Below are 15,084 nucleotides of genomic sequence, written 5' to 3'. Positions count from 1 at the left end.
ATACTGCTGAGGGAAAGGTTGAGTTCCAAGGCTAAAGCCTTGAAACTCAACCTTTTTTCTGCAAGTAACCTCGTAAAAGTCCTGATTTTTACAAGAAGCTGCAGCCGTTTCTAACTAAAGCTCTGCCCTAAAAAAGCAGCTCCTATAATCCCTGCATCATTTCCAAGGCTTACGCACTCTATTTTCGTATGGCTTTCAGGGGTGTATCCTAAGGCATGTTTCCTAGCATATTCCCTTAAAGGCTCAAGTATAATATCCTTTTGATAACTGATGCCACCGCCTAAAACAATCATTTCCGGCTGAAAAATATTGATATAGTTCACTACGGCATATCCAAGGTAATCGGTATATTGACTAACTACGGACTTTGCCGCTTTGTCACCTTTTCTCATGGCGTCAAAGGCAATCCTGCCGTCAACATTGTCAAGGCTTCCCTTTGCCATATCCCATAGAATGGATTCAGGTGCCAGTTCCATAGCCCTTTTCGTCTGTTTGATCAGGGCCGTTGCAGAACAGTACATTTCTATACAGCCTGTATGCCCGCAAAGGCATTTTTCCCCGCCGTAGAATATGCCCACATGGCCAAGCTCCGCCCCTTGGCTGTTAAAGCCTGAATAGATGCTTCCGTTTATGATAACGCCGCCGCCTACCCCCGTGCCTAAAGTAAGCATCACAACATTTTTGCAGCCCTTGGCAGAGCCGTTTAGCATTTCTCCGTAAATCGCCGCATTTGCGTCATTTTCTATATATACGGGAACCCCTAAAAGCCTTTGGGAAATTTCAGCCATTTTTGCATCTCTGAAATTAAAATTGCTGGCAAAGCCTACAACCCCATTTTTAGCATCTACGATTCCCGGGATGCCGATTCCTGCCCATTTAATCTCGTCCATGGTCCTTCCTGCGTCCTTAAGCGCAAGGTCCACGCTTTCTTTAATAAGCATACCGATTTCCTCAGGTGTTTTCGGAAGGCTTGTAGGTACCGTCCCGCTTCCCGATATTTTATAGTTTTCATCAACTATTCCCGTTTTAATGCTTGTGCCGCCTAAATCTACGCCAATATAATAATCCATGAAACTTACACACCCTTAACTAATTTTTCACAATCTTCGCCACCAAATCTGCCATTCCTACATTGTATCCGCTGAAAGCATAGATTGCTTTCAGCCCCTTTTCAGTGACCATAACAAGGGGAAGTTTCCCCGGATCAACATAAAGATTTCTTGCTATAGGCTCCTGCATATAAAAATCCCTGTCTATGCAAAGCACAATTTTAGGAATAAGACTCATTACCCGTTTAATATTCTTGTTTTCAAATTCTTTTTCATCTTTTGCTATAAAAATAATATTTAAATCAAGCTTATTAAAATTCCCAGCGCTGTCTGCCATTTCGTTTAAAATATGCTCTGTCGGCTCTTCGCCTGCCGAGAGCCAGAGAACAAGGCTCTTTTCTTTACCCGTAAGGCTTGAAATAAACACATCGGAATTATCCTTAGAAAGCTTAAAATCATTAAGCTTTATATTGAGAAGCATCTGGTTTAAATCAAAATGCCGAAGCTCTATAGAAATAGATTTCTTTTCGCCTTCAGAAAGCTTGAAATCATACCTTTTATTCAGGGTATTGCCGTTTGGAAGCCTGTTTGCGGTTATAATCCTGTAATACCCTGCCGGAAGCTTTATTTCCGAAAGCTCCCAAGGCTTTACGCTGACATTATATGTTTTATAATCGCCATTTTCCAGCCTGCCTATGGTCCAATTGGTTCCGTAGGTAAATTCTTCATTTCTATCAGCGTCTATCTCAAGCCTTCCCCAAAGATTTAATTCCTCTACAGGCGATACAAATTCCCCGTCTTTTAAATATTCAGGATTTTTAGTAATAGGATTAAGCCTTGCGGCAATGCCTATACTTCTTAATACAGCAACAAATAGGATATCTCTGCTTCTTTTGTTCCCCTCTTTTAATTTAAGCATTGTTTCGGGGGACGCGCAGATATCAGAAAAGTTCTTTTCTTCTATTGTTTTTATATGATCGGCAATATATACCCAAAGAAGGGCAGGATGATTTCTGTAATTTGCTCTTTCTTCTTCCGTAAAAAACTTATGGATAAAGGAACGGAAGGGGGTGATTTCTTCAAAGCTTATTCTGGGGTTAAGCACATATTTAACAAAGATGTCTTTTTCGTATTCATCTTTATAAGGAAGGCTGAGTTCTACATGCTCTTTAAGGACTTCGGCGTCCATATCCGCAAGGTCCTTTGGGTCAAGGGCCTTAAGAAGAAGATAAGAATATCCATTTTCAGCCTCATTTAAAAATTTAAGAGCTTCTTTGCCGTTAAGCTTTGCATCCTCTAAAATAGTTGAAAGTTCTTTTTCGTCTATGAAGCTTTTGTCGTTGGTATATTCCGAAACTAAGGCGATGCTTTCTCTTTCTCTTTTGTCTCTTATTTCCGCCGCCCTTTTAAACTTCTCCTTATGGGCGGCAAGTTCTTCCTTGGAAAGAGACTTCCTGATATTTCCGGCATCGGGAGGGGCAACCATATCAAAGTCTGTAACAGACTCTGCAGGGCTGTCGCTCGCCTTGGAAAAGTCTATTACTATTTCATTTTCTATATTGGTATTGATAAGCTTTTCAGTAAAATATCCGTCTTTGGATACATGGATATTTAAACTGCCAAGGCCTGTAACAATCGATGCTTCACCCTTTTCGTCGGTATAAATATCGCTTATAGAAGAAAACTGGGCATAATTAATAAGCTGGAAGGAAATAAGAGCGCCTTTTACCGGCTCTTTCTTTTCGTTTACGACCTTAATATGAAGCCTTGCGGTTTTTGCATAAGCTTCTGTTCTGCTTAAAGTAGTTACAGGGCCTTCTTTTGTTATTTTATCAGGATAATTTTTAGTATTATTAAATACTCTGCAATGAAGCAGCATGCTTCTTGCAGAAGCCGCATCAAACCAGCCCTTATCAAGAAACGGTTCCGGCTCACAGGCGCCGAGATAATGCCAGCTTCCGTCACACCATGCTTCAACCCATGCGTGACAGTCATCACAGTGGGGCCATCTTGGGGTATAAATTTGCCTTGCGGGAATGCCGATGCTTCTTAAAACGGCAGTTAAAAAAGTAGATTCTTCTCCGCATCGGCCGAAAGTTCTTTTTAAAAATGTCATAGGAGAAGCCGTTCTTCTGCTGGGAAGCCTATAAGTTCCGTATTCAAGGCTTGCGTAATTAATCTCTGCCACGGCCTGATACATATCCTTCATGTCTTTTACATATTTATAAAAAATATCGTAAAGGGCTTTCCTATGGTCTTCTATTTTTTCATTGTTGATTCTCGGGAAAAGAACATCTGTCAAAAAAAGCTCCATGGGAACGGATTTTCCCCATGGGGTGTTTTCCCTTACAAAAATTGAATGCTTTACAAAGCTTAAATAGGTTTCAAAGCCGTAATCTCCTATATCCGAGATGGGAAGATTACCGTAAATATATTTCATAAGATATTTTTCATCTTCTGAAAGGCCGGAAAGCTTGTTTAATATTTCATCTGCCAAAGGCGTAAAATTTTTCAGGCTTTCCTCAAAGAGCAAATCAATTTGTTCTTTTAAATCTGTCTCAAGCATATTAAGTCCTCCTGATAAATTTATCGTCCTTTTGGATTGAATCCGTCTATAAGCGCCCTTACCTTTTGAACTTCCGCTGTATCCGTCTGCCACAGCTCATATTCACTCATTAAAGGAAGGCCCATATTTACCCCGTCCTTCCTGTAAACCATGGCACTATCCAGTGTTTTTTTTCCGGACATATGAAAGGCATTGATACAGGTGTTTTCAAGAAATGTCTTAACGGAAGCCTCGCCCATGCCGCTTCCTGCCATGATTTCAATATCCTTTTCTTCCTCCTGAAGCTGATTGATAAGCGCCATGCCGTCAATGGCTTTATTTTTCTGGCCTGATGTAAGTATAGAAGAAAAGCCTAAATCTTTTGCTTCTTTCAATGCCCTGAAAGGGTCGGAACATAAGTCGAAGGCCCTATGTAATGTTATATGCATATGGCCTGCAATATCTTTAAGCTCTTTAAGCCTCTTTACGTCAAGGTTTCCGTCGGGCATGAGCATTCCTATAACGATTCCGTCGGCGCCTTTTTCTTTAAAAAGCCGAACCTCATTCTTTATTATTTCAAATTCGTAAGGCGTGTATAAAAAGTCACCGAATCTCGGTCTGATCAGTACATTTATTTTTATATCGATATTTCTTTTTATAAGATTAAAAAGCTCTATAGAAGGGCTTACACCACCGATTAAAAGGCTTCCGCAAAGCTCCAGCCTGTCCGCTCCCCCTAATTCAGCCGCTTTGGCTGATTCAAAGCTGTCTGCACATATTTCTAAAATACGTCTCATATTTTCTCCTTTTTTCAATATATGGCCAATAACAGGAAAACAACAAAATATAGATTTATTTACATAAAGCCTAACCCGGTACACCCTAAATTTGCAGGACATCTTTAAATCACAGCCGCCCTGCTCCTCAATAAAGTACCTTTGCCTCGGCAACAAATGCACAGAAAAAAAGCCCTTTACAAACGCCTTTTTTCAGAGCATTCCTAATCCCTATAAATAAAATTGCCGCCGGAAACAAACTTCTCTTTCCGCCTGCTAAAGTATGGTAAAACAAATATAGCGTAACAAAGCTTTGATTTATACTCCGCTCACTTAAAATTAACAATCTCTTTTATTAGCGATAAAGGGAATATCCTTTTTAACCAAGCCTTTGCTACCAAATTATTTTACTATAATTGATGTAAAACCTTTATATCAGCCTTTTTAATATTAAGAGAAACTATAGCCGCAGCAGAAATATGCCGCCGGTATTTTAAATGCAGTAAAATAGCTTTAAGGCAGTAACAAAAGCCTATTTTTCATAAACGGCTTTAATATAATAGAAACGCTTATATCATACTCAAATAAAAGTAAAACAGCAGCGTTGTAAATTTGCTTTTCCTTGATTTTATGCCTTCTTGGAGTCCGTTTCTTACTGCGGAAGAAAATCAAATTTACCATAAGCCATTCAAAATATACGGTTTTGTTACTATAATTAAATTATTTTACTATAATCCATAATAGCTCGTAATTAATATACAATTTAATTTTATATAAGTCAATTGTCAAAAAGGGCATTTCATGAACCTAAAGGCTTCAAAATATACTGCAATTATTAAAAATCTACAGAAAATATATAGTAAATTAACAGAAATAAGCAGGAAAAAGAGAAATCTTTTCCCTGCTTATAGGTTTAAAGCCAATAAAACATGATTAAAATCCAGCTTTAAGCTGAAAATAAAATATTATAGTAAAATAGCCTTAAAGTAGTGACAAAAGTTTATTTTACTATATATCTGATTGAGCCAAAAATTTACAGCCGCTTAGCCAAAAAAATATCCGGCTTTCCAATGCCATTGGCGTCGGGCATAACACCTATGATTTTATATCCGAGCTTCATATAAAATCCCGTTTGATGGGTTCCCGGTTTAAATTCCGCTAATTTCTCAGGAAGATTATGGAATAAATCTGCATAAGCAAGAGAAGTTTCACCGCCTTCTCTTTCATCATCGGCTCCAACATAAATAATTAAGCCGCCTTTATCTCTGGCCGCATCTTCAAGCGCTTTAACGATTGCACGGCCTACGCCCTTTCTTCGCATATCCTTTCTTACGGCAAGAGGGTGAAGCTCAAAAACATTGCCATTATAAACCGGCTTCAGCATGCCGCCCCAGCCGATTACTTCATCATTTTCTATGGCAACAAGAATGGTATTTTCCGGAACCAGCCGCTCCTGAATTTCTTTCATAGCGCTTTGAAAATCCGGCCAGCCTTCTGGAATGCTCTCTGTAAGAATCCGGGCCGCCTGGTTTATTTGTTCTTTAGAAATTTTATTCATATTTACTATTTTCATATAAAATTACTCCTTGATTTTTAATTATAGTCATAATTAAAAATCCTCGGAGGTCCGCGTGGGCTCTTTATCGTCTGTAAACATAAGCCGGGCTTACAGAAAGAACCTGATAAAAGTTTGCTTGCTATATCACGGGCCGCTAAATCTAAAACTATTTCAAATGCTGCCGAGATAGTTTTAAACTTAACTGCGTATAAATTCTAACAGGGATACCTTGAGCGATACATTACCGTAACCTCCTTATGTTTTAATATTACAAATCCCTTTAACTATGGTTAAAGGGATAAAATTTTAAGTAAAGATTCTTATTTTTTCAATTCTGTTTTTATCGAGAGATTCCACTTTAAAACGAATATTATCCTGCTCGACTTCGTCCCCTTCTTCAGGAATACGGCCTAATATGCCCATGACATAGCCGCCTACGGAGTCAAAATCTTCGCTTTCAAGACGTATGCCAAGCATTTCATTTACAGTATCCAGCCTTGTGCTGCCGTCTACGATATATTCATCTTCTTTGACAACTTCGATTTCATTTTCAATGTCGTCATATTCGTCGGAAATGTCGCCGACGATTTCCTCGATAAAGTCCTCTATGGTAACTAATCCCGCTGTTCCGCCGTATTCATCAAGGACGATGGCCATGGAAATGCCCTTTTCCTTCATAGTGGCAAAAAGTTCTAATGTGGGTTTAAGCTCATAAGTATAAAAAGGCTCACGCATGCATTTTTTCAGGTCAAATTCCTCTTTTTGCAAAAAGGCTATGTCTTTTAGATAAAGTATGCCTATGATTGTATCAGGGGTATCTTCATAAACGGGAAGCCTTGAATAGCCTTCCTCTTTGAAAAGCTCGACGATTTCTTCATAAGGCGTTCCGATTTCTATGGCTGTAATATCCGGCCTTGGAACCATAACGTCCTTGGCTTTATAATCGCCGAAGCTAAAGACATTGCTTATCATCTGCTGTTCATTTATCTCTAAAATACCCTCCTGCTGCCCCATATTAATCATGGTCATGATTTCCGCTTCCGTTATGGCCGGAAGAGGCTTATTTTTGTTTCCGCCGAGAAGCTTTATGAAAAATCCGGAAATCACATTGATAAAAGCAACGATTGGCGTAAGGAGAATAACCATGAAGTTTACAGGCTTTGCAACCTTTAAAGACATTTTATCAGAATTTTGACTGGAAAGGCTTTTAGGGATGATTTCACAGAAAATCAGCAGAAAAAAGGAAAGAATAACTGCCGCAAGAGCCATTGCCGTATTATCGTTTTCTATTAAATTCACGGCGGCTTTAAGTGCTATGGCCATAGCACCGAATTTGGCTAAATTGCTGCCTACCCGAAGGCTTAAAGTAAGCTTATGGGTGTTATTCAAAAGCTTTTCCACTAAAGAAGCATTCTTTACATTTTCTGCAACCATCTCTCTTAGCCTTATTTTACTGAGGGTCGTAAGAGAAAACTCCGAAGACGAAATAAACATTGACAGTAAAAGGCATAGAATAAAAATAAACATGTGAGCCGAACTTAGGGGCTCAGGACCATCAGGCACAAAATCACTCCCTATTTTATTAAACTTTAGAAAATTATAGCAGAGATATATCTCATTTACAATTATTTAAAGGAAGATATTTCAATTTCAGTTTATTTATACTGTATTGCGCTGCATATCTTGCGTTTTCAGAGGGGCTTTTAAGCATATTTTCTAAAAATTCCAAAGCTTTTTCGTCCCCTGAATTTCCCGCGGCGATCAAAGCATTTCTTGTGAGAATGCTTCTTCCTCTCCAGAAGGCAGAAGTATTGCCGTAGGTTTCTTTAAATTCTTTATTGTTAAGGCCGATAAAGTTTTCTATCCTTGGAAACCTTAAATCAATGTCTTTGATTTCTTCCGCGTATTTGCCCTTATTATAAGGGCAGACATTCTGGCAGATATCGCAGCCATAGATGGAACGGCCCATAATTTCCATTTCCTTTTCCGTGAGTTTTTCTTTCTTTTGGGTAAGGTAGGAAACACAAGTTTCATAGGAAAATTTATATCCTTCCGAAAGAGCCTTCCCCGGGCAGGCTTTGATACACCTGTCACAGGTATTGCATAGGATATCTTCTGTATTGACGGGCTTTGAAAACTTCAGCCCTATATCAGTGAGCATATGGCCGATATAAAAAAATGAGCCCAGCTTTTCGTTTATGATAAGGCAGTTTTTCCCTTGAAAGCCTATGCCTGCTTTCTTTGCAAGCTCCCTTTCAATAAGAGGCCCTGTATCTACGAATATTTCATAGCTTCCGCCGGCATTTTCTATGAGATTTCCTATAGCTAAAAGATGCTCTTTCAGCCTTTTATGATAATCAAGGCCGATTGCCCCTTTTGATATTATTCCTCTTATTTCATTATCATGCCTAAAATTATCTTTTTTATTATATCCCATGCCGATTACAATAATTGATTTTGCCGAGGGCATGATACGCAAAGGGTCAAGACGCATCTCTTTATTAGATTCCGTAAATGGGGTTGCAATCTTTCCAATATCCACAGGGGGAACAAGTCTCTTAGCATCGCAAATGCCTGCTACAAGCTCATGATCTTTTGCATATTGATAAACTAAATTCTCCATATACGCTCTTCCTTCGACAGTGGGATATACCAAAGCTTCATAATATAAATCCCTTTCTTTGTTTTTCGGCTTTTTTCCTTATTTTATATAGTAAACTTTTTGTAAAGAGGTATCGAAACCTATTTACAGTAAAATAAGTAATAAATGCTGCAAAAAATTTATATAATGAAATTTAAATTATCCAGTATGCCAAACCGTTATGCTTAATTAGAAATGAAATAGTATCCTTGTCAATTTGCTTTTCTCTTATTTTATAGTGAATTTACTTTTATTTGAGTATAACTGTCTCAAGCTAAATATTTCCTTCGGAAACGATGCATTTTTAAGCTTTTGTGAATACGCGGCTTTGCTGCTTCTTAACTTTAAATTAGCTATCCTTCCTAAGCTCATGGCTTTTCATCAAAACCAAAGGGACTGTAAAGGGCATGTTTTAGCCTCTTTTCAGCCCCTGTTCAAATTAAAACAGACTACTTATTTTCTTCTGAAAAATCCTTTTGAACCTTTTCATAGGCTTCCGGGGTCCCAATATCAAAGCAGCGTCCATCAAAAATATAGGCGTAAACGTCTTTTTTATTATGGAGCCACTGAAGGAAAAATCCCGGAGCGTCCGGCTTATTGCCTTCCTTAAGATATAAATCAAAAAGAGGAACCGTTTCCTTCTTATAGATATAAGTGGCATATACCCCTATGTTTGAAGGAGGCTCTGCAGGTTTTTCAATAAGCTTCATGATTTTTTTATCTTCATTAAGAATTGCAACGGCAAACCTTCGCAAATCCTCTATGCTTTCAACTTCCTCTGCACACACGCAGTCTTTATCTATTTCTTTATAATAATTATAAAAATCGATTAATTTATAGGTGAAGAATGTATCGCTTGCGATAATCAATACATCGTCATCTATATTTTTTTCATCAATAACGAATTTTATGTCTCCGATGGCGCCTTTTTTATCTTCGTCGCTTAAAGTGCCGTCGTCAAGAACGGTAATATTAGGGGAATTCCTATCTTCCGCCCATTGAAAGAAATTTTCAGCATATTTATGGTTGCTTACGAGATAAATTTCATCAATTGCTTTTATGGTGTTAATTTCATCAACGATATAATCCAGTATCGGCTTGCCGTTTATCGGCAAAAGCGCCTTGGGCATATTAAGGGTAAGAGGATAAAGCCTCGTGGCATACCCTGCCGCAAGAATAATAGCCTTCATAAGAAACCTCCCTTGAATAAGGATTTTTATTTTAAAGAATGTATTTTAAAAATATAATAATATAGGGTAAAACTAAAGCAAGCAGCTGCAGGAAACGAAACATACGTTTTTTGTAGCATTTATTTCTTTGTTTTAGTATATACAAAAATAAAGTAATTAAGCTTTTTTAAAGTATTTATTGTATATCCTTAGAAACTCTTTAGGGGCAGGGGCTTTCATTGAAGTTCCCGAAAGATAGCCTAATTCCCCTTCCGAGGAATTAAAAATAATTTCTCCGGCGTGGAGCATTTGATTTTTTATTTCGTAATCCTGAAAGCCGCCTGAATATTTTCTGTCTCCTAATACAGGATAGCCGGAAGCTTCCAGATGGGCCCGTATTTGATGAGTTTTCCCCGTAACGAGCTTTATTTTTACATAGCTTATACCATTATTGTATTCAAGGGGCTCTACTTCCGTTAAGACTTCCTTTGTACCGGACTTTTCGTCAAAAATTATCTTTACTTTATTGGAAGGCATGTCCTTTTCGTGATAGCCTTTTAAAAAAAGCTTTTCTTTAAGAGTTCCGTGGATAAGGGCAAAATAATACTTATCGATGCCCCCGTCTGCAATCAGCTTATTAAGCTCTTGAGCCGCTTTTAGGTTTTTTCCGCAGAGTATAATGCCGCTGGTGTTTCTATCCAGGCGGTTTACGATGCCGGGGGTAAAGGTGCTTTCCTTCGAGGTGTCAAATGCCCCTTTTTCATGAAGGTAATTGAGGATTCTGCTGTTTACGGAATCCTTTATTCCTTCTCCCGGCTGGGACAAAAGGCCGCAGGGCTTATTGACGGCAATGATATTATCATCTTCATAAATAATATCAAGAGCTCCCGCGGAAACTGAAATTTCCTTTTCCGTCATAAATTTATTGATGGTATCTTCCCCAAGAAAAAGGCTTATCATATCGCCTTCTGTAATGATTTCGCTTCCTTCCGCTTTTTTGCCGTTCAGCTTTATGTTTTTCTTTCGGAGCATTTTATATATAAAGCTTTTTTGAGAAGCATTAAGGTATTTTAAAAGGAATTTATCAAGCCTTTGGCCTTCATCTTTGGAATTTATTTTTAGTTCCCGCATGTTTTAACCGTCCTTAGATTCACAAAACATAGATTATTTACATAAATTTCAGCCCGGTACACTCTGTTCTTTAAGTAAATTTATTATAAAGAAGCAGCAAAAACCTGCGCGAATATGCGGCTTTGCTATTGTTTATAGTAAAATAACTTTAAAGTAGCAACAAATGCCTATTTTTCATAGACAGCTTATATAATAGAAACGCTTATATTAAGCCCTTCAAATATAGGATTTTTGTTACTGTAATCAAATTATTTTACTATAACTTTAAATTTATCATAAATCACATCTGCCCCGATGCGCTAAGTTCACATCTTCTTATATTAATAAAAGGGCATGCACAGGGAAACAGCCCTTGGCATGCCCGCTTAACTATCAATGAAAAGCCATGTCCGTATGATTCTTATTCTTTAATCTATTCTTCTTTGGTTTTTATATATTTAAGATATGCCGTGATAAATAAATCAAGGCCGCCGTCCATAACGGCTTGGGTGTTTCCCGTTTCAGTATTGGTTCTGTGGTCCTTCACAAGGCTATAAGGGTGGAAGACGTAAGAACGGATTTGGCTTCCAAAGCCAATTTCCTTTACCTCGCCCCTTAAATTCTGCTTTAAAGAAGCCTGCTCCAAAAGCCTGTGTTCAAGAATCCGTGCTTTTAGTATTTTCATGGCGTATTCCTTGTTTTTATGCTGGCTTCTCTGGTTTTGGCACTGGACTACAATATTAGTGGGGATATGGGTAATCCGTATAGCGGATTCGGTTTTATTTACATGCTGTCCGCCGGCGCCGCTTGCGCGATAGGTATCTATACGGAGGTCATCAGAATCGATTTCAAAATCGTCCCCTTCTTCAATCTCCGGCATGACGTCGCAGGAGGCAAAAGAAGTATGCCTTCTTCCCGATGAATCAAAAGGGGATATTCTCACAAGCCTGTGAACGCCCTTTTCACTTTTTAAATAGCCATAGGCGTTATCTCCCATAATTTGAATGGTTACAGATTTTGTTCCGGCCTCGTCCCCGGGAAGGCTATCGAGAATCTCTGTAGCATAGCCATGTTCCTGAGCCCACCTGAGATACATTCTCAAAAGCATATCAACCCAGTCGCAGGCCTCCGTTCCGCCGGCCCCTGCGTGCAGGGTTAAGATTGCATTATTAAAATCATATTCTCCGTCTAAAAGGGAGGATATTCTTAATTTTTCATATTCGGCGGTAAAATCCCTATAGACCTTCGTAACCTCAGGCAAAAGGCTTTTATCCTCCTCCTCGTTTACAAGCTGGGCAAGGGTAAGCACATCGTTATACGCTCTTTCAAGCTCATCAAACTCAGATATTTTATTTCTTAAAGATTTTATCTGCTGTAAAACTTTTTGGTTCTCCTCTTTATTGGTCCAAAAGTCCGCAGCCATGGACCTTTCCTCGAGAGACGCTAATTTTTTCTTTGCGCCTTCCAAGTCAAAGTGAAGCCCCCATTTCCTTTAAATTCTTCTCATAGGGCATAAGCTCCTGAAGTATTTGTTCCATTTCTATCATAAAAAGCTCCGTTCTATAGGTTTTTCCCGCAGCAATGCTTATATTTCTTTCCGCTTCCGCATGGGCAGGGGTCGTTTCTTCCTACTTTCTGGGTTGCCCTCTTTTTCGGTGCAGATTTGGCGCTTTCATCCTTATTGGTAAAGGTTTCCTTTGCCACCTGCTCCCTTTCAGGCTGTACGGCTATTCTTACATTGAATAAGCCTCTTACGGTATCCAGCTGAATGTTATTGGACATTTCCTCAAACATATCAAAGCTTACGAATTTATATTCCAGAAGAGGGTCTCTCTGGGCATAGGCCCTTAAGGTAATACCCTGGCGCATCTGGTCGATATCGTCTATATGGTCAGTCCATTTCTGATCTATTACACGCAGAAGGATTACTCTTTCCACTTCTCTCATTTGTTCGCTGCCGATTTCAGTTTCTTTCTTTTCGTAGATTCGAACGGCTTCATTATAAAGCTTTTCAATAAGGGCTTCCTTATCGTCAATCTCCGCTTCTATCAAAGGTTTTTTAAATATAGGCAGAAGCTGCTCGTTGGCGGCATTTATATCCCAGTGGGATTTATCTTCGCCTTCTGTATATTTATTGACGGTTCTTTCAATAACGGACTTCAGCATATTCATGATATGGTCTTTTAAGTCTTCGCCTCTTAAAACCCTGTTTCTTTCGCCGTATATTATTTCTCTCTGCTCGTTCATGACCTGGTCGTAATCAAGCAAATGCTTACGAACGGAGAAGTTATTTCCTTCCACCTTTTTCTGGGCGTTTTCAATGGCTTTTGAAAGAATATTGTGCTCTATGGGCTCGTCTTCTTCCATGGCATAAGAGAACATGTTCTTTATTTTATCGGAGCCGAAAAGCCGCATTAAATCGTCTTCAAGAGAAATATAAAACCTGGATTCTCCCGGGTCTCCCTGACGGCCGGAACGGCCGCGGAGCTGATTATCGATACGTCTTGATTCATGCCTTTCCGTACCGATGATTTTAAGGCCGCCAAGCTCTTTAACCCCTTCCCCAAGCTTAATGTCAGTACCGCGGCCTGCCATGTTGGTGGCGATGGTTACGGCATTCTTCTGTCCTGCAAGAGCTACGATTTCCGCTTCCTTTTCATGGTATTTAGCGTTCAAAACCTGATGGGGAACGCCTTCTTTTTTCAAAAGGTCGGATAATTCCTCGGACTTCTCTATGGTTATGGTACCGATCAAAACAGGCTGGCCTTTTTCATAGCTTGCTGCAATCTCTTTTACAACGGCTCTGAATTTAGCCTTTTCTGTACCGTATACAAGGTCGGAAAGGTCTTTTCTTATCATAGGCATATTGGTAGGGATTTCAACAACGTCCATGCCGTAGATTTCTCTGAACTCGCCTTCCTCCGTCATGGCGGTACCTGTCATACCGGATTTTTTCGTATATTTGTTGAAGAAATTCTGGAAGGTAATGGTTGCAAGGGTTTTGGATTCTCTGTTTACCTTTACGTTTTCCTTGGCTTCGATTGCCTGATGAAGACCGTCGGAGTAACGCCTGCCCGGCATAAGCCTTCCTGTAAATTCGTCTACGATAATGATTTCATCGTCTTGAACAACGTAATCCTTATCTCTGTGCATATTGTAATTGGCTTTTAAGCCATTATTGATATGATGCTGAATTTCAAGGTTTTCAGGGTCTGAAAGGTTCTCTATGGCAAAGTAACGCTCTGCCTTTGCAATACCTTCCTGGGTAAGGGTAACGGTTTTACCCTTTTCATCGACTACGAAGTCCCCTTCTTCCTGAATATCTGCTCTTGTTATGGGGTTTAAAGCCTCGTCTTCGTTTAATATTCTTCCCTTTTTAAGCCCCTTTACAAAAGCATCGGCAACTTTATAAAGCTGGGTGCTTTTTCCGCTGGAGCCGGATATAATAAGCGGGGTTCTCGCCTCATCTATCAAAACCGAGTCAACCTCGTCTATGATGGCGTAATGAAGTTCCCTCTGAACAAGGTCCTTTTCAAATACAACCATATTATCTCTCAAATAATCAAAGCCAAGCTCGTTATTTGTGGCGTAGGTGATGTCGCAGCCGTATGCCGCGCGTCTTTCCTCATTGGTAAGGTCATGAAGGATAACGCCAACCTTAAGGCCCAAGAATTCATGAACCTTCCCCATCCACTCGGAGTCACGCTTTGCAAGGTAATCATTTACAGTTACAATATGAACTCCCTTTCCTTCAAGGGCGTTTAAATATGCAGGCAAAGTAGAAACAAGGGTTTTTCCTTCTCCTGTTTTCATCTCGGAAATCCTGCCCATATGGAGAATGATTCCGCCAAGAATCTGAACATGGAAATGACGCATGCCTAAAACTCTTTTAGAAGCCTCTCTTACAACGGCAAAGGCCTCTGGAAGCAGGTCATCAAGGGTTTCTCCCTGGCTTAATCTTAATTTAAACTCATCGGTTTTTGCTCTAAGCTCGTCGTCGGAGAGTGCCTCCATAGAAGGCTCCAGCTTCTCCACCTTCTCGGCTGTTGACTTTATTCTTTTTATCTCCCTGTCACTATAGGAGCCAAATATTTTCTGTATAATACCCATTAAGGCACACCTCTCTATATTGTATAACTCTGTTTTAGTTTTTTATGGCAATTTTAATTTTAAGATGCAAATTAATTGCCTCTATCCTATCATAGTTTACGTCATTATAGTTTATCAAGTTTGCTA

General features: G+C 39.3%; 10 protein-coding genes. All 10 read right to left on the bottom strand.

Annotated elements, in window-relative coordinates:
- Positions 1–110: 110 nt before the first annotated feature.
- The gene (locus NBX03_RS01800; protein WP_250229074.1) at positions 111–1,070 is read right to left on the bottom strand and encodes an ROK family protein; all 960 of its coding nucleotides are present in this window, start codon (positions 1,068–1,070) and stop codon (positions 111–113) included.
- Positions 1,071–1,089: 19 nt separating this feature from the next.
- Positions 1,090–3,615, bottom strand: coding sequence for a transglutaminase-like domain-containing protein (locus tag NBX03_RS01795; RefSeq protein WP_250229073.1), 2,526 nt, complete (start codon positions 3,613–3,615; stop codon positions 1,090–1,092).
- Between the two features lie 20 nt (positions 3,616–3,635).
- A complete protein-coding gene (locus tag NBX03_RS01790) occupies positions 3,636–4,391 on the bottom strand; it encodes a copper homeostasis protein CutC (protein ID WP_250229072.1) in 756 nt (251 codons plus the stop codon).
- 1,012 nt (positions 4,392–5,403) lie between these two features.
- Complete coding sequence (locus NBX03_RS01785; protein WP_250229071.1) at positions 5,404–5,943, bottom strand: GNAT family N-acetyltransferase; 540 nt, start codon at positions 5,941–5,943, stop codon at positions 5,404–5,406.
- A 291-nt stretch (positions 5,944–6,234) separates the two neighbouring features.
- On the bottom strand, positions 6,235–7,491 hold the full coding sequence (locus NBX03_RS01780) for a hemolysin family protein (protein ID WP_250229070.1): 1,257 nt from the start codon (positions 7,489–7,491) through the stop codon (positions 6,235–6,237).
- Between the two features lie 52 nt (positions 7,492–7,543).
- Complete coding sequence (gene queG, locus NBX03_RS01775) at positions 7,544–8,551, bottom strand: tRNA epoxyqueuosine(34) reductase QueG (protein WP_250229069.1); 1,008 nt, start codon at positions 8,549–8,551, stop codon at positions 7,544–7,546.
- 467 nt (positions 8,552–9,018) lie between these two features.
- Positions 9,019–9,759: a nucleotidyltransferase family protein gene (locus NBX03_RS01770; protein ID WP_250229068.1), complete on the bottom strand. Its 741-nt coding sequence runs from the start codon at positions 9,757–9,759 to the stop codon at positions 9,019–9,021.
- A gap of 156 nt (positions 9,760–9,915) precedes the next feature.
- Positions 9,916–10,869 carry an RluA family pseudouridine synthase gene (locus NBX03_RS01765; protein WP_250229067.1) on the bottom strand — a complete coding sequence of 318 codons (954 nt, stop codon included), beginning with the start codon at positions 10,867–10,869 and terminating at the stop codon, positions 9,916–9,918.
- A 412-nt stretch (positions 10,870–11,281) separates the two neighbouring features.
- Positions 11,282–12,395 (bottom strand): peptide chain release factor 2 gene (gene prfB, locus NBX03_RS01760; protein ID WP_250229066.1). Its coding sequence is split into 2 segments (ribosomal slippage): positions 11,282–12,319 and positions 12,321–12,395, totalling 1,113 coding nucleotides; the frame shifts between segments, so codons are not numbered across the junction.
- Positions 12,396–12,408: 13 nt separating this feature from the next.
- Positions 12,409–14,958 (bottom strand): preprotein translocase subunit SecA, encoded by a 2,550-nt coding sequence (gene secA, locus NBX03_RS01755; protein ID WP_250229065.1) that lies wholly within the window; start codon positions 14,956–14,958, stop codon positions 12,409–12,411.
- Positions 14,959–15,084 lie beyond the last annotated feature (126 nt).

The sequence above is a fragment of the Anaeropeptidivorans aminofermentans genome, assembly GCF_940670685.1.
Taxonomy (GTDB): domain Bacteria; phylum Bacillota; class Clostridia; order Lachnospirales; family UBA5962; genus Anaeropeptidivorans; species Anaeropeptidivorans aminofermentans.
This window is presented reverse-complemented; position numbering and strand designations above follow the sequence as displayed.

Bases quoted from the DNA above. Each gene is read 5' to 3' on its own strand.
- queG (WP_250229069.1), bottom strand. From the start codon at position 8,551: ATGGAGAATTTAGTTTATCAATATGCAAAAGATCATGAGCTTGTAGCA.
- NBX03_RS01790 (WP_250229072.1), bottom strand. From the start codon at position 4,391: ATGAGACGTATTTTAGAAATATGTGCAGACAGCTTTGAATCAGCCAAA.
- NBX03_RS01770 (WP_250229068.1), bottom strand. From the start codon at position 9,759: ATGAAGGCTATTATTCTTGCGGCAGGGTATGCCACGAGGCTTTATCCT.
- NBX03_RS01765 (WP_250229067.1), bottom strand. From the start codon at position 10,869: ATGCGGGAACTAAAAATAAATTCCAAAGATGAAGGCCAAAGGCTTGAT.
- secA (WP_250229065.1), bottom strand. From the start codon at position 14,958: ATGGGTATTATACAGAAAATATTTGGCTCCTATAGTGACAGGGAGATA.
- NBX03_RS01800 (WP_250229074.1), bottom strand. From the start codon at position 1,070: ATGGATTATTATATTGGCGTAGATTTAGGCGGCACAAGCATTAAAACG.
- NBX03_RS01785 (WP_250229071.1), bottom strand. From the start codon at position 5,943: ATGAAAATAGTAAATATGAATAAAATTTCTAAAGAACAAATAAACCAG.
- NBX03_RS01795 (WP_250229073.1), bottom strand. From the start codon at position 3,615: ATGCTTGAGACAGATTTAAAAGAACAAATTGATTTGCTCTTTGAGGAA.